Origin of the sequence: Tabrizicola sp. (genome assembly GCF_016792905.1) — a bacterium.
Taxonomy (GTDB): Bacteria; Pseudomonadota; Alphaproteobacteria; order Rhodobacterales; family Rhodobacteraceae; genus Tabrizicola.
Window position 1 is genome coordinate 1 of record NZ_JAEULP010000089.1, and the last position, 13,936, is coordinate 13,936.

Sequence of the window (13,936 nt, forward strand, 5' to 3'; positions counted from 1 at the left end):
CCGACCAGATCACCTTCGTCACCGACCGCCCCGGCCACGACGCCCGCTATGCCATCGACCCCTCCCGCATCCGCGACGAACTTGGCTGGCGCCCTTCGGTCACGGTGGAGGAAGGCCTGCGCCGTACCGTCCGCTGGTATCTCGACAACGAAGCCTGGTGGCGACCCCTCCTCGACCGCAAGGGCGTGGGGGAACGGCTCGGCAAGGCCTGATGGAAACCCTGTTCTTCCTCGCCTCCAAGACCCTCGGCATGGCAGCCCGGGTCGAAACCTGGGCGCTCCTCCTCATGGCACTCGCCCTTTTCGGTGTCTGGCGCGGGCGACGGCGGTTGGCGGGCTGGTCGCTCGGCCTCCTCTTCACCGGCACCCTTGCGCTGACCATCTTCCCCCTCGGCGATCTTCTCCTTGACCCGCTGGAGGCACAATTCCCCGCCCGACCCGATCTGGCAAAGGTCGACGGCATCATCGTCCTCGGCGGCGCGGAACAGACCGGCGCCTACCGGCTCTGGGGTGGCCCGCAGCTGAACGAGGCCGGAGAGCGGCTGATCGAAGGCGCCATGCTGGCCCACCGCTTCCCCGCCGCGCGGCTGGTCTTCACCGGCGGCTCAGCAACCGTCGGGCGCAGCGAAGACCCGACCGACCCCTCGGAAATGGTCCGCGACACCTGGACCGCCCTCGGCATCGCCCCCGACCGCATCCTCCTGGAGCAAGCCTCGCGCAACACCGCCGAAAACGCCCGCCTGACCCATGACCTGATCCAGCCCAAACCGGGCGAGACCTGGCTCCTCGTCACCTCCGCCTTCCACATGCCCCGCGCCTACGAAACCTTCGCCCGCAACGGCTGGGAAGGGATAACCCCCTGGCCCGTCGACTTCCGCTCCGGCGACCTTGCAGGCCTGCGCGGCATCTGGCGGCTTGACCGCAACCTGCTCGGCGTCAATCTGGCGCTGAAGGAATACCTCGGAACCCTCGTCTACAGGATGACCGGCAAATGAAGCTCCTCGTCTTCGGCAAGACCGGCCAGGTCGCGCGCGAGCTTCAGCGCCTTGTCCCCGACGCCACCTTCCTTGGCCGCGGCCAAGCCGACCTCCTGAACCCCGCCGCCTGCGCCGAAGCCATCGCCGCCACCGAAGCCGACGCCATCATCAACGCCGCCGCCTGGACCGCCGTCGACAAGGCCGAAACCGAGGAAGCCGCCGCAACCGTCGTCAATGGCGAGACCCCCGCCGCCATGGCCCGCGCCGCCGCGGCAAAGGGCCTGCCCTTCCTCCACATCTCGACCGACTACGTCTTCGATGGCCAGGGCGACCTGCCCTTTCAGCCGGATGATCCGACCGCACCCCTGAACGCCTATGGCCGCTCGAAACTGGCCGGGGAAATCGGCGTGCGGGACGCCGACGGCCCGCATCTGATCCTGCGCACCTCCTGGGTCGTCTCGGCGCATGGCGCGAATTTCGTCAAGACCATGCTCCGCCTCGGCCGGGAACGCGACAGCCTCACCGTCGTCGCCGACCAGATCGGCGGCCCCACCCCCGCCGCCGCAATCGCCCGGGCGCTGGTGGAGGCGGCCAGTTCGCTCGTGGACGGTGCCGAGGGCGGCACGCATCACCTCTCGGGCCTTCCCGATACCAGCTGGGCCGATCTCGCGCGCGAGATCATGGCTCAGGCGGCTTTGCCCTGCCGCATCGACGACATCCCGACTTCGGCCTATCCCACGCCTGCCCGCCGCCCGCTGAATTCCCGGCTCGATTGCAGCCTCTTCGACGCCACCTTCGGCATCCCCCGTCCGGATTGGCGGGCGGGCCTTTCCGACATCCTCAAGGACCTGACGCAATGAGCCGCAAAGGCATTCTCCTCGCCGGGGGCACCGGCTCCCGCCTCTGGCCGATCACGCTTGGCACCTCGAAGCAGCTCCTGCCGATCTACGACAAGCCGATGGTCTACTACCCGATCAGCGTCCTGATGCTGGCGGGCATCCGCGAGATCGCGATCATCACCACGCCCGAGGACCAGCCGCAGTTCCAGCGCCTTCTGGGCGACGGCAGCCAGTGGGGCGTCAGCTTCACCTGGATCATCCAGGAAAGGCCGGAAGGCCTCGCACAGGCCTATCTCCTGACCCGCGATTTCCTGGATGGCGCCCCCTCGGCCATGGTCCTCGGCGACAACATCTTCTTCGGCCATGGCCTGCCGGAAATCCTGCTGCGTGCCAATGCGCAGCCTTCGGGCGGCACCGTCTTCGGCTACCACGTCTCCGACCCCGAACGCTATGGCGTCGCGGCCTTCGACGCCTCAGGCAAAGTGACCCAGATCATCGAAAAGCCCAAGGTCCCGCCGTCAAACTTCGCCATCACCGGTCTGTATTTCCTGGATGGCCGCGCCCCGGACATCGCCGCCGGGATCGGGCCTTCACCCCGGGGTGAGCTGGAAATCGTCGACGTTCTTGAACACTATCGCGCCGAGGGCTCGCTCCAGGTCGAGCGCATGGGTCGCGGCTTCGCCTGGCTGGATACCGGCACGCCCGGCAGCCTGCTCGACGCCGGGAACTTCGTCCGCACCTTGCAAGACCGGCAGGGCATGCAGGTCGGCTCCCCCGACGAGATCGCCTTCCGCCAGGGCTGGATCACCCGCGACGGATTGGCCGAACGCGCGAAAGTCTTCGGCAAGTCCAGCTACGGCGCCCATCTGGATGGTGTGCTGAAGGAGTAGCCGATTTCTTCGAAGAAATCGTGCCGGAGTGTTCGAACACTCCGGTTCCTTCCCTCAGGCGCGGGTTAAGAAACCCTGAACGCCCACGCTCAACCCATTGGAATCATTTGGCCCAAAATTCTGTCCACCGTGGACAGATCAGGCCGCCTCGTCCGCCGGGGGCCGCCGGATGTTCCCCGCAGCCTCCAGCACCAGCGGCCGGAACCCTGCCTCGCCCGCGTCGATCTTCTGGAACAGCTGCCGCCGCATCCGGGGCTCCCAGAAATCGTTGATATGCGAGGCGAGCAGCGAAACCCCCTCGGCATGCGGCTTCGATTCCATGAATTTCGCGATGTCATTCGCCATGCGAACGATCTTGTCAGCCGACATGGCTGTCCTCCGTTGTCAAACGATCCGTATGGGTGAAGACCTCGAAGCGGTCCCCCTTCGCCAGCGCGACCAGCGTGATCCCCGCCCGCTCGGCCAGTTCCACCGCCGCGACCGTCGGCGCAGAGACGGCGATGATCATCGGTGCCCCCAGCATGGCGACCTTCTGGACCATGTCGGTCGACACGCGGGAGGTCAGCACCACCGCGCCCTCCGCCGGGACACTCTGCCGCTGCATCCCGCCCACCAGCTTGTCCAGCGCATTGTGTCGCCCCACGTCTTCGCGCGCCAGCAGCACCCGCCCGTTCCAGAACGCCGCGCCATGCACCGCGCGGGTCGCGTCATGCAGCCGCTGTTCGCCCGGCAGCGCCGCCACCGCCGCCAGCACCTGCGCGGGGGTCATCCGGAAGGCCGATGGTGCCACCACCGGCACCTCGCGCAGGGCCTGGTCGATCGAGTCGATCCCGCAGAGCCCGCAGCCCACCGGCCCCGCCATCACCCGCCGCCGCGCCGCCAGCCGTGCCTCGGCCTCCGGGCGCAGCCAGACCTGCACGTCGCAGCCCCGGGCAACCTCCTCGACCTCGACCGACAGGATGTCCTCCGGCCGCGCGATGCCTTCGGTCAGCGCGAAACCAACCCCGAAATCCTCCAGGTCCGCCGGGGTTGCCATCATCACCGCCTGCGTCGTGCCGTTGAACGACAGGGCGACGGCCACCTCCTCGGGCAGCACCCGGTCGCCCGGTATCACCGAGCTTCCGAACACCAGCCGGGGCGTGGCCCGCGCGCCGATCATTCCGCCGCCAGGATCCGGCGCGATTGGGCGGCCTGGGCGTTGTACTCCTCCTGCCACTCCGACGGGCCGTTGGAGGGAGCCACCTGCACCGCCGTCACCTTGTATTCCGGGCAGTTCGTCGCCCAGTCCGAGAAGTCGGTGGTGATCACGTTGGCCTGCGTGTCCGGGTGGTGGAAGGTTGTATACACGACCCCGGGCGAGACCTTGTCGGTGATCGTCGCCCGCAGCGTGGTGTCGCCCGACCGAGAGGCGAGGCGCACCCAGTCGCCCTCATGAATGCCGCGATTCTCGGCGTCATGCGGGTTGATCTCAAGCACGTCCTGGTCATGCCAGACCACGTTCTCGGTCCGCCGCGTCTGCGCACCCACGTTGTACTGCGACAGGATGCGCCCGGTCGTCAGCAGAAGCGGGAAGCGCGGGCCGGTCTTTTCATCCGTCGCCACATATTCGGTGCGGATGAACTTGCCCTTGCCGCGCACGAAGCCGTCGATGTGCATCAAGGGCGTGCCTTCCGGCGCCTTGTCGTTGCAGGGCCACTGGACCGAACCCATGGTCTCGATCTTCTCATAGGTCACGCCGGCAAAGCTGGGCGTGGTCATCGCGATCTCGTCCATGATCTGCGAGGGATGTGTGTAGCCCCAGGTCGCGGTCCCCGTATCTTTAAGCATCGCGTTGGCGAACATCTGGGTCACTTCCCAGTCGGCATAGTCCTGCTTCGGCGCCATCACCTTGCGGACCATGTTGATCCGGCGTTCGGCGTTGGTGAAGGTCCCGTCCTTTTCCAGGAAGGACGAGCCGGGGAAGAACACATGCGCATAGTTCGCGGTCTCGTTCAGGAACAGGTCGTGGACGATCACACATTCCATCGCCGCCAGACCCGCCGCGACGTGGTGGGTGTCGGGGTCGGATTGCAGGATATCCTCGCCCTGGCAGTACAGGCCCTTGAACGTGCCCTCGACCGCCGCGTCCAGCATGTTCGGGATGCGCAGGCCCGGCTCCGGGTCGATGGTCACGCCCCAGGCCTTTTCGTAGATCGCGCGCACTTCCGGGTGCTTCACATGGCGGTAGCCCGGCAGCTCGTGCGGGAAGGACCCCATGTCGCAAGAGCCTTGCACGTTGTTCTGGCCCCGCAGCGGGTTCACCCCCACGCCACGCCGACCGATGTTGCCGGTCAGCATGGCAAGGTTGGCGATGCCGATGACGGTGGTCGACCCCTGCGAGTGCTCGGTAACACCAAGGCCGTAGTAGATCGCCGCATTGCCGCCGGTCGCGTACAGCCGGGCCGCCTTGCGGATTTCTTCCGGCGGAACGCCAGTCACGATCTGCACCGCTTCCGGCGAATGGTTGGGCGCGGAAATGAACTCGGCATAGTCCTGGAATTCATCCCAGTCGCAGCGCGTGCGGATGAACTCCTCGTCGTAGAGCTTCTCGGTCACGATCACATGCGCCAGAGCGCTGACCACGGCCACGTTGGTCCCCGGCGTCAGCGCCAGGTGATGCGCCGCCTTGTAGTGCGGGCCTTCCACCGTTTCCGTCCGGCGCGGGTCGACGACGATCAACTTCGCGCCCTTGCGCAGCCGCTTCTTCATCCGGCTGGCAAAGACCGGATGCGCCGCCGAGGGGTTGGCGCCGATCACCAGCATCACGTCCGAATCCTCGACGGAATCGAAATCCTGCGTCCCGGCAGAGGTGCCGAAGGTCTGGCCCAGGCCATAGCCGGTCGGCGAATGGCAGACGCGGGCGCAGGTGTCGGTGTTGTTGTTCATGAACACCGCGCGGGTCAGCTTCTGGACGAGGTAGGTCTCCTCGTTCGTGCAGCGGCTGGAAGTGATCACCCCCACCGACTGCCGCCCGTATTTCTGCTGGATGCCCTTCATCCGGTTGGCCGCGAATTCCATCGCCTCGGCCCAGGAGACTTCCTTCCACGGATCGCTGATCGCGTCGCGGATCATCGGCTTCAGGATACGGTCCTGGTGCATGGCATAGCCATAGGCGAAACGGCCCTTGACGCAGCTATGGCCGCGGTTGGCCTTGCCGTGCTTGTAAGGCGTCATCCGCACCAGCTCGTCGCCGCGCATCTCGGCCTTGAAGCTGCATCCCACCCCGCAATAGGCGCAGGTGGTGATGATGCTGCGGTCCGGCGTGCCGATCTCGATCAGCGACTTTTCCGACAGGGTCGCCGTCGGGCAGGCCTGCACGCAGGCACCGCAGGACACGCAGTCCGAGGCCAGCGCATTGTCGGTCTTCGCCCCGAACGACACCCGGCTGTCGAAGCCCCGGCCTTCGATGGTCAGCGCAAACGTCCCCTGCACTTCCTCGCAGGCCCGCACGCAGCGCGAGCAGACGATGCATTTCGCCGGGTCATAGGTGAAATAGGGGTTGGATTCGTCCTTCGGCAGCCATTGCGGGTTGGCCTCGCCGCTGGTGTTCTTCGCGCGGAAATGGGTATCGACCGCGTCATATCGCACATCGCGCAGGCCCACGACGCCCGCCATGTCCTGCAACTCGCAGTCGCCGTTCGCGGCACAGGTCAGACAGTCCAGCGGGTGGTCCGAGATGTAAAGCTCCATCACCCCCTTGCGCAGCGTCTTCAGCTTGCCGGTCTGGGTGTGGACCTTGATCCCCGGCGCGACCGGGGTGGTGCAGGAGGCAGGCGTGCCGTTGCGCCCTTCGATCTCGACCAGGCACAGCCGGCAGGATCCGAAGGCATCGACGCTGTCGGTCGCGCAAAGCTTCGGCACCGCGATCCCGATCTCGTTCGCCGCGCGCATGATCGAGGTGCCTTCCGGCACCGTCACGTCGAAGCCGTCGATGGTCAGCGTCACCATGGTCTTGGACTTCGCAGCCGGAGTGCCGAAGTCGCGGTCGGGAATGATGAAGTCTTTCATCTCAGGAACCTTTCCTGGCGGCAAGCTGATGGGCAACGATGGCGTTGGCATGGCCGTGACCGATCGCGTGCGTCTCTTTCAGATAGCTCACGATCTTCATATGGGGCTGGTCGAGCATCCCGGCAATCTGGGCGAACCAATGTGTGATCGGCTGGCCATAGGCCTTTTCGATCGACGGAAAGTAGGACGCGGGGCCCTTCACCTTGTCGGTCATTCCGCCGCCTCCTTCGCCCGGGCGAAATCGTCGGGGAAATGCGTGACCGCAGACATCACCGGATAGGGGGTGAACCCGCCCAGCGCGCAGAGCGAGCCGAGCTTCATCGTGTTGCACAGGTCGGTCAGGATCGGCATCGCCGAGGCATCGCCGCGCGCCAGCCGGTCAATCGTCTCCACCCCACGGGTCGAGCCAAGACGGCAGGGGGTGCATTTGCCGCAGGATTCGATGGCGCAGAATTCCATCGCGAAGCGGGCCATTTGCAGCATGTCGGCGCTGTCGTCGAAGAGCGTCAGCCCGGCATGGCCGATCAGCCCGTCCTTCGCCGCGAATTCCTCATAACCAAAGGGCGTGTCGAACAAGGCGCGCGGGAAATAGGCGCCCAAGGGTCCGCCCACCTGCACCGCCTTGACCGGCCGGTCGGTGAAACAGCCGCCCGCGATCCTGTCGACAATCTCGCCCAGGGTCAGGCCGAAAGCGGTCTCGTACAGCCCGCCGTATTTCACGTTCCCGGCGATCTGCAACGGGATCGTCCCGCGCGACCGTCCGAGGCCGAAGTCCTTGTAGAACGCCGCCCCTTTGGACAGGATCACCGGCACCGAAGCCAGCGAAATGACGTTGTTCACCACCGTCGGCTTGCCCATGAAGCCTTCCAGCGCGGGCAGGGGCGGCTTGGCCCGCACGATCCCGCGCTTGCCTTCCAGGCTGTTCAGCAGGCTCGTCTCCTCGCCGCAGACATAGGCCCCGGCGCCGACACGGATTTCCATGTCGAAAGCCGCGCCCAGCACGCCCTCGGCCCGCGCGATCTCCACTGCTTCGCGCATCACCCGGATCGCCACCGGGTATTCGCTGCGGATGTAGACAAAGCCCTTGGTCGCCCCGCAGGCCAACCCGGCAATCGCCATGCCCTCGATCAGGGTGAAGGGGTCGCCCTCCATCAGCATCCGGTCAGCGAAGGTGGCACTATCGCCCTCGTCGGCGTTGCAGACGATGTATTTCCGGTCCCCGGCAGCTTCCGAGACGGTCTTCCACTTGATCCCCGTGGGGAACCCGGCACCACCGCGTCCGCGCAGGCCCGACTCCGTCACCTCGGCCACGATCTGCGCCTTGGTCATGCCCTTGGCGCGCTCAAGCCCGGCCAGGCCGCCCTGCGCCCGGTATTCCGCCAGCGACAGCGGGTCGATCACGCCCACCCGCGCAAAGGTCAGCCGGGTTTGGCCTTTCATCCAGTCCAGCTCCTCGATCGGGCCCAGCGCCTTCGGATGCTTGGCCAGATCACCGAACAGGCCCGCGACGTCCGCCACCTTCATCGGCCCGAAGCCATGCCGGACACCGTCCACCTCGACCTCGGCCAGCGGTTCCAGCCAGGCCATGCCGCGGCTGCCGTTGCGGGTCAGGGTAACATCGACGCCCCGCGCCTTCGCCTCGGCCATGATCGCCGCCGCGACCTCCTCGCCGCCCATCGCCAGGGCGAAACTGTCAAGCGGAAGCCAGACCCTCATTTCTTCACCTCGTCGATCAGCTTCTCGACCGACTTCGGCGTCAGCATCCCCACCAGCTTGCCATCCACCATCGCCGCAGGCCCGCAGGCGCAGAGGCCCAGGCAGAACACCGGCTCCAGGGTTACCGCGCCGTCCGGCGTCGTCTCGTGCCAGTCGATCCCCAACTTCTCTTTCGCCCGATCCGCGACCGAATTGCCGAAGGCTGCCTGACAGGCCTCGGCCCGGCACAGCTTGAGCACATGGCGCCCTGCGGGCTTCTCCCGGAAATCGTGGTAGAAGCTGATCACCCCATGCACTTCCGCCTTGGAAATCGTCAGCGCCGCCGCGATCTGCGGAATGGCGCTGTCGGGGACAAAGCCGAACTCGGCCTGAATCGCGTGGAGGATGGGCAACAGCGGCCCCTCAAGCCCGGAATGGGCCTCAAGGATCTCGGCGATGCGGTCGGACTGGACGTGGGAATCGAGCATGCGGGCAACCTCTGGCTGGCATGCACCGGTATACGCCGATTGATAGGGTTTTCAATGTTATGATACCGTCAAACGATAGATGAAACCTATCGAAACAGCCGCACCGCCTCATCCACCAGCGCCTGCAACACCGGCGTCTGCGGGTCGCGACGCGCGGCGATCAGGCCGACCGAATGTTCCGCCTCCGGCTCGACGATGGGAATCGAATGCAGCCGCCCGTCCGCCACGAACATGTCGGCCAGCTTCTTCGGCACCACGCTCGCCCAGCGCCCGGTCAGCACATGCGCCACCAGCGCCATCGTCGAATTTGATTCGATCATCGGCACCGCATCCACCCCGGCCTCGCCCAGATGCTGGTTGACGATCCGCCGATTCTGCATGTCCGAGGTCAGAAGACACAGCGGTATCGCCGACAGATCGTGCCAGCTCACCTGCCGCCGCCCGGCAAGCTCGGACCCCGGGGCGATCAGCAGGCGGTAGAATTCGGTGTAAAGCGGCACCTGCGAAACGCGACCCAGCGGCTCGTTGTCGAGGTAGGTGATCCCCGCCTCCAGATCCAAGGCCTCGATCCCGGTCAGGATCTCGACGCTAGTCCGCGACAGGATCGACACCCGCACGTTCGGGTGCTTCTGGGTGAAGGGTCCGGTCAGGTCGGCCACCATCGGCAGCGCGGTCGGGATCACCCCGATCCGCAGGTTGCCCGACAGCCCGGTCCGCACCACCCGCATTTCGTCGCGCAAGGCCCGCACGTCGCCGACGATGCCCAGCGCCCGGTCCAGCACGCGCTGGCCCTCGGGCGTCAGGCCCTGAAACCGGCTACCCCGGAACACCAGCTGCACGCCCAGCTGATCCTCCAGCTGCCGGATCGCGCTGGAGAGCGAGGGCTGCGTCACCCCGCAGGCCTCCGCCGCCCGGCCGAAATGCCGTTCCTTGGCCAGCGCGATGAACATTTCCAGCTTGTCGATCATGCATCAGACCCTGCCGCGCCCCGCCCTTGCCCGCAAGCCCTTGCCGGTTCGGGATTGGCGGCTTACCTCTTGCCCCATGCGCCGCCTGATCCCCTTCCTGCCGAAACCGCCCCTCGTCCCGGTGATCCGCCTTTCCGGCACCATCGGCACCGGCACGCGGTCCCTGAACGACGAAGCCCTCGCGCCCCTGATCGAGAAGGCCTTCAAGTCGAAACCCGTCGCCGTGGCGCTGGCGATCAACTCGCCCGGTGGCTCCGCCGTGCAGTCCAGCCTGATCGCCGCGCGTATCCGGCGGCTGGCGGACGAGAAGACCATCCCCGTCCACGCCTTCGTCGAGGACGTGGCGGCCTCCGGCGGCTACTGGCTGGCTTGCGCCGCCGATGACATCTGGGTCGATCCCAGCTCCATCGTCGGCTCCATCGGCGTGATCTTCGCCTCGTTCGGCTTCCCGGACCTGATGGCCCGGCAAGGCGTCGAGCGTCGCGTGGTGACGGCCGGCAAATCGAAAAGCTTCGCCGACCCGTTCCTGCCGCAGAAGGCGGAGGACGTGGAGCGTCTCAAGGCCCTGCAAACCCCGATCCATCAGGCCTTCATCGACCATGTGAAGCACGCGCGCGGCAAGCGGCTCGACGCCAGCGCCGATCTCTTCAACGCCGACATCTGGGTCGGCCAGCAGTCGGTCGACCTCGGCCTCACCGACGGCATCGCCCATATGGTCCCGAAGCTGAAACAGCTCTACGGCGAGAAGGTGAAGCTCCTTCCCCTTGGCCGCAAGCGCAGCCTGTTCCAGCGTTTCGGCCTCTCCCTCATCGACGAAACCCTCGGCGCGGTCGAGGACAGGGCGCTCTGGGCGCGGTATGGGCTCTAGATGCTGGTCAAGGTCATCCTCATCTTCCTCTGCTTCATGGCGCTGATCGCCTTCATTGGCCGTGCCCTCTTCCCCTCGGCCCTGCCCCCCGTCCTGCGCAAACGCCAGGACCCGCCCCGCTGCAACAAATGCGGGCGCTACCTGATCGGGCAGAAGACCTGCCCTTGCGGGGGCAAGGCCCGATGACCGCTCTCGTGACAGGCGCAGGCCGACGGCTCGGCCGCGCGATGGCGCTCTATCTCGCGCAACGAGGACATGACGTCGCCGTCCATTACTCCAGTTCGCAGGACGAGGCCGAAGCCACCGTCGCCGAGATCCGCGCGCTGGGTCGCCGCGCCCGGGCCTTCCAGGCCGACCTCTTGCAGGAAGCGCAGGTCCAGGCCCTGATCCCCGCCGCCACCGCCGCGCTTGGCCCGCTGACGGTGCTGGTCAACAGCGCCTCGATCTTCGAATACGACCGGATCGAGACCGCCACTCGCGAAAGTTGGGACCGTCACATCGAATCCAACCTCCGCGCTCCTTACGTCCTGTCGCAAGCCTTCGCCCGGCAATGCCCTCCTGCGACGACGGACGAAACCGGCGAGCCTCTCGCCCGAGGCCTGATCGTCAACCTGATCGACCAGCGCATCCTGAAGCTGACGCCAGAATTCTCCACCTACACCATCGCCAAGATGGGCCTCTGGGCGCTGACCCAGACCGCAGCGCAGGGCCTCGCCCCCCATATCCGCGTCAACGCCATCGGCCCGGGGCCCACGCTGCGCGGCTCCCGGCAGTCCGAGACGCATTTCGCCCGCCAGCGCGCCGCGACGGTGCTGGGGCGCGGCTCGAACCCCTCCGACATCACCGCCGCGCTGGGATTCTTCCTCGACAGTCCCGCAGTTACCGGCCAGTTCATCGCCGTCGACGGCGGCCAACATCTCGGCTGGAAAACGCCCGACGTTCTGGGCGTGGAATAGCCTTTCCAAACCGACGCCGCGTCAACTTGTCCACTTCTCACGCCACCGTCACAAGACCGTCATGATTCACTTGGGATTTCAGGGATTTGCGGCCATGCAGAAATTCTTTTGTTTGGAATCAACAGGTTCCAAATGTGCCTAAAAATTAGGCAAGCTCACGAACCGGGCCGAAAACAAGGGAAAATCCCCCCTCCCGAAATCTTCTCCGCAGAGTTATCCCCAGAAACCGTGGACAGCTTTGCTCTTGCCACCACCCCCCGTTCGGTGGCAGCCCCGCCTTAGAATCGACAGACCGAAAACCATGGATGACAAACCCCGCACCGGACATGAGGTGATCCAGGATTACCTCCGCACGCTGGACGGCTCGCCCGGCGTCTACCGGATGCTGAACGCGGCCTCCGAAGTGCTCTATGTCGGCAAGGCGCGCAACCTGAAGGCCCGCGTCACCAACTACGCCCGCCCCTCGGGTCATTCCGGCCGCATCGCCCGGATGATCCATGAAACCGCCTCGATGATGTTCCTGTCCACGCGGACGGAACTTGAGGCGCTGCTTCTCGAACAGAACCTGATCAAGCAGCTGAAGCCGCGCTACAACGTGCTTCTGCGCGACGACAAGAGCTTCCCGAACATCCTCATTTCCGCCGAACACCCCTATCCGCAGATCAAGAAACACCGCGGCAAGAAGTCCGAGAAGGGCGCCTATTTCGGCCCCTTCGCCAGTGCCGGGGCGGTGAACCGCACGCTCAACCAGTTGCAGAAGGTCTTCCTCCTCCGCAACTGCTCGGACTCGATGTTCGAAACCCGCACCCGTCCCTGCCTGCAATTCCAGATCAAGCGCTGCTCCGCGCCCTGCGTCGGCAAGATCAGCCAGGAGGGTTACGCCACCCTTGTCGCCGATGCCGAGCGTTTCCTCGAAGGCAAGACCACCTCCGTCCAGGCCGACCTTGCCAAGGCCATGACCGAGGCTTCTGCGCAGATGGAATTCGAGCGCGCCGCCGCGCTGCGCGACCGCATCAAGGCCCTGACTCAGGTCCAGCAGACGCAAGGCATCAACCCGCAGGGCGTGACCGAGGCCGATGTCGTCGCGCTCCATCTTGAACACGGGCAGGCCTGCGTCCAGGTCTTCTTCATCCGCGCCAACCAGTCTTGGGGCAACCGCGACTTCTATCCCAAGACCGGTGCCGGGGCCGAAGCGCCGGAGATTCTGGAAGCCTTCCTCACCCAGTTCTACGACGACAAGGACCCGCCCCGCCTGATCCTGCTCTCCCACCCCGTCGACAACCCCGACCTGGTGACCGAGGCACTGTCGGCGCGGGCAGGCCGCAAGGTGGAACTCGCCATTCCGCAGCGCGGCGAAAAGGCCGAACTGGTGGAGAACGCCACAAGGAACGCCCGCGAAAGCCTCGCCCGCCGCATGGCCGAGTCGACCACGCAGAACAAGCTCCTCGCCGGCCTCGCCGAAGCCTTCGACCTCGACGCCCCGCCGCAGCGGATCGAGGTCTACGACAACTCGCACATCCAGGGTGCCCATGCCGTGGGCGGGATGATCGTCGCCGGGCCGGAAGGCTTCCTGAAATCGCAATACCGCAAGTTCAACATCAAGTCCGAGGCGGGGGCGAACTCCGACGACTTCGGCATGATGAAGGAAGTGCTGACCCGCCGGTTCGAGCGCCTGTTGAAGGAAGACCCCGAGCGCAAGACCGACATGTGGCCCGACCTCCTCCTCATCGACGGCGGCGCCGGGCAGGTCTCGGCTGTCGCCGGGATCATGGCCGAGCTTGGGGTGGACGACATCGCCATGGTCGGCGTGGCCAAAGGCATCGACCGCGACGCCGGGAAAGAGGAATTCCACCGCCCCGGCGAACGCCCCTTCGCCCTACAACGGAACGACCCCGTCCTCTACTTCATCCAGCGCCTCCGCGACGAAGCCCACCGCTGGGCCATCGGCGCCCACCGCGCCAAACGGGCGAAGGCCGTCAGCCTGACGCCGCTGGACGACATCCCCGGCATCGGAGCCACAAGGAAACGCGCCCTCCTGCAACACTTCGGCAGCGCCAAAGCCGTCGCGCGGGCGGGCGTGGCGGATTTGCAGGCGGTGGACGGGATTTCCGAAGCGATGGCCAAGACGATTGCGGACTACTTCTCGGCGAAGGGGTGACCCGTAGGTCGGGCTTCAGCCCGACTCCCTTTTGTCATCGCGGGGATCCAT

The 13,936-nt window shown here is 66.1% G+C and carries 15 protein-coding genes; 8 read left to right on the plus strand and 7 right to left on the minus strand.

The annotated features are described in order from the left end of the window. The 4 genes from JNL31_RS18765 to rfbA form a co-directional block, all read left to right on the plus strand. A partial coding sequence (locus tag JNL31_RS18765) for a GDP-mannose 4,6-dehydratase (RefSeq protein WP_294976787.1) occupies window positions 1-212 on the plus strand: 212 nt, incomplete at its 5' end. After that, window positions 212-994 carry a YdcF family protein gene (locus JNL31_RS18770; protein ID WP_294976790.1) on the plus strand — a complete coding sequence of 261 codons (783 nt, stop codon included), beginning with the start codon at window positions 212-214 and terminating at the stop codon, window positions 992-994. The genes JNL31_RS18765 and JNL31_RS18770, both read left to right, overlap by 1 nt. Continuing rightward, window positions 991-1,836 carry a dTDP-4-dehydrorhamnose reductase gene (rfbD, locus tag JNL31_RS18775; protein WP_294976792.1) on the plus strand — a complete coding sequence of 282 codons (846 nt, stop codon included), beginning with the start codon at window positions 991-993 and terminating at the stop codon, window positions 1,834-1,836. The genes JNL31_RS18770 and rfbD overlap by 4 nt, the downstream gene beginning before the upstream one ends. Continuing rightward, complete coding sequence (rfbA, locus tag JNL31_RS18780; protein ID WP_294976794.1) at window positions 1,833-2,705, plus strand: glucose-1-phosphate thymidylyltransferase RfbA; 873 nt, start codon at window positions 1,833-1,835, stop codon at window positions 2,703-2,705. The genes rfbD and rfbA overlap by 4 nt, the downstream gene beginning before the upstream one ends. 138 nt (window positions 2,706-2,843) lie before the next feature. Here rfbA and JNL31_RS18785 read toward each other — a convergent pair whose 3' ends face one another. The 7 genes from JNL31_RS18785 to JNL31_RS18815 all read right to left on the minus strand — a co-directional run bounded on the left by JNL31_RS18785 (window position 2,844) and on the right by JNL31_RS18815 (window position 9,903). Further along, complete coding sequence (locus JNL31_RS18785; protein ID WP_294976796.1) at window positions 2,844-3,074, minus strand: formate dehydrogenase subunit delta; 231 nt, start codon at window positions 3,072-3,074, stop codon at window positions 2,844-2,846. After that, window positions 3,064-3,864 carry a formate dehydrogenase accessory sulfurtransferase FdhD gene (fdhD, locus tag JNL31_RS18790; RefSeq protein WP_294976799.1) on the minus strand — a complete coding sequence of 267 codons (801 nt, stop codon included), beginning with the start codon at window positions 3,862-3,864 and terminating at the stop codon, window positions 3,064-3,066. Before fdhD ends, JNL31_RS18785 begins: the two co-directional genes overlap by 11 nt. Further along, window positions 3,861-6,752: a formate dehydrogenase subunit alpha gene (fdhF, locus tag JNL31_RS18795; protein WP_294976801.1), complete on the minus strand. Its 2,892-nt coding sequence runs from the start codon at window positions 6,750-6,752 to the stop codon at window positions 3,861-3,863. The genes fdhD and fdhF overlap by 4 nt, the downstream gene beginning before the upstream one ends. Before the next feature lies 1 nt (window position 6,753). Next, entirely contained in the window at window positions 6,754-6,966 is a 213-nt protein-coding gene (locus JNL31_RS18800) for a DUF4287 domain-containing protein (protein ID WP_294976803.1), read from the minus strand. Next, a complete protein-coding gene (locus JNL31_RS18805) occupies window positions 6,963-8,468 on the minus strand; it encodes an NADH-quinone oxidoreductase subunit NuoF (RefSeq protein WP_294976805.1) in 1,506 nt (501 codons plus the stop codon). Before JNL31_RS18805 ends, JNL31_RS18800 begins: the two co-directional genes overlap by 4 nt. Then, entirely contained in the window at window positions 8,465-8,935 is a 471-nt protein-coding gene (locus tag JNL31_RS18810) for a formate dehydrogenase subunit gamma (RefSeq protein WP_294976806.1), read from the minus strand. The genes JNL31_RS18805 and JNL31_RS18810 overlap by 4 nt, the downstream gene beginning before the upstream one ends. Window positions 8,936-9,021: 86 nt before the next feature. After that, on the minus strand, window positions 9,022-9,903 hold the full coding sequence (locus JNL31_RS18815; protein ID WP_294976808.1) for a LysR family transcriptional regulator: 882 nt from the start codon (window positions 9,901-9,903) through the stop codon (window positions 9,022-9,024). Between the two features lie 76 nt (window positions 9,904-9,979). Here JNL31_RS18815 and JNL31_RS18820 point away from each other — a divergent pair, with 76 nt between their 5' ends. The 4 genes from JNL31_RS18820 to uvrC all read left to right on the plus strand — a co-directional run bounded on the left by JNL31_RS18820 (window position 9,980) and on the right by uvrC (window position 13,885). Then, a complete protein-coding gene (locus tag JNL31_RS18820) occupies window positions 9,980-10,771 on the plus strand; it encodes a S49 family peptidase (RefSeq protein WP_294976810.1) in 792 nt (263 codons plus the stop codon). After that, window positions 10,772-10,957: a hypothetical protein gene (locus tag JNL31_RS18825; RefSeq protein ID WP_294976812.1), complete on the plus strand. Its 186-nt coding sequence runs from the start codon at window positions 10,772-10,774 to the stop codon at window positions 10,955-10,957. It begins immediately after the preceding gene. Then, window positions 10,954-11,727: an SDR family oxidoreductase gene (locus JNL31_RS18830; RefSeq protein ID WP_294976814.1), complete on the plus strand. Its 774-nt coding sequence runs from the start codon at window positions 10,954-10,956 to the stop codon at window positions 11,725-11,727. The genes JNL31_RS18825 and JNL31_RS18830 overlap by 4 nt, the downstream gene beginning before the upstream one ends. Window positions 11,728-12,028: 301 nt before the next feature. Beyond that, entirely contained in the window at window positions 12,029-13,885 is a 1,857-nt protein-coding gene (gene uvrC / locus JNL31_RS18835; RefSeq protein WP_294976816.1) for an excinuclease ABC subunit UvrC, read from the plus strand. The last annotated feature ends 51 nt before the right edge of the window (window positions 13,886-13,936 follow it).

Bases quoted from the DNA above. Each gene is read 5' to 3' on its own strand.
- JNL31_RS18770 (WP_294976790.1), top strand. From the start codon at position 212: ATGGAAACCCTGTTCTTCCTCGCCTCCAAGACCCTCGGCATGGCAGCC.
- rfbD (WP_294976792.1), top strand. From the start codon at position 991: ATGAAGCTCCTCGTCTTCGGCAAGACCGGCCAGGTCGCGCGCGAGCTT.
- rfbA (WP_294976794.1), top strand. From the start codon at position 1,833: ATGAGCCGCAAAGGCATTCTCCTCGCCGGGGGCACCGGCTCCCGCCTC.
- JNL31_RS18785 (WP_294976796.1), bottom strand. From the start codon at position 3,074: ATGTCGGCTGACAAGATCGTTCGCATGGCGAATGACATCGCGAAATTC.
- fdhD (WP_294976799.1), bottom strand. From the start codon at position 3,864: ATGATCGGCGCGCGGGCCACGCCCCGGCTGGTGTTCGGAAGCTCGGTG.
- fdhF (WP_294976801.1), bottom strand. From the start codon at position 6,752: ATGAAAGACTTCATCATTCCCGACCGCGACTTCGGCACTCCGGCTGCG.
- JNL31_RS18800 (WP_294976803.1), bottom strand. From the start codon at position 6,966: ATGACCGACAAGGTGAAGGGCCCCGCGTCCTACTTTCCGTCGATCGAA.
- JNL31_RS18805 (WP_294976805.1), bottom strand. From the start codon at position 8,468: ATGAGGGTCTGGCTTCCGCTTGACAGTTTCGCCCTGGCGATGGGCGGC.
- JNL31_RS18810 (WP_294976806.1), bottom strand. From the start codon at position 8,935: ATGCTCGATTCCCACGTCCAGTCCGACCGCATCGCCGAGATCCTTGAG.
- JNL31_RS18815 (WP_294976808.1), bottom strand. From the start codon at position 9,903: ATGATCGACAAGCTGGAAATGTTCATCGCGCTGGCCAAGGAACGGCAT.
- JNL31_RS18820 (WP_294976810.1), top strand. From the start codon at position 9,980: ATGCGCCGCCTGATCCCCTTCCTGCCGAAACCGCCCCTCGTCCCGGTG.
- JNL31_RS18825 (WP_294976812.1), top strand. From the start codon at position 10,772: ATGCTGGTCAAGGTCATCCTCATCTTCCTCTGCTTCATGGCGCTGATC.
- JNL31_RS18830 (WP_294976814.1), top strand. From the start codon at position 10,954: ATGACCGCTCTCGTGACAGGCGCAGGCCGACGGCTCGGCCGCGCGATG.
- uvrC (WP_294976816.1), top strand. From the start codon at position 12,029: ATGGATGACAAACCCCGCACCGGACATGAGGTGATCCAGGATTACCTC.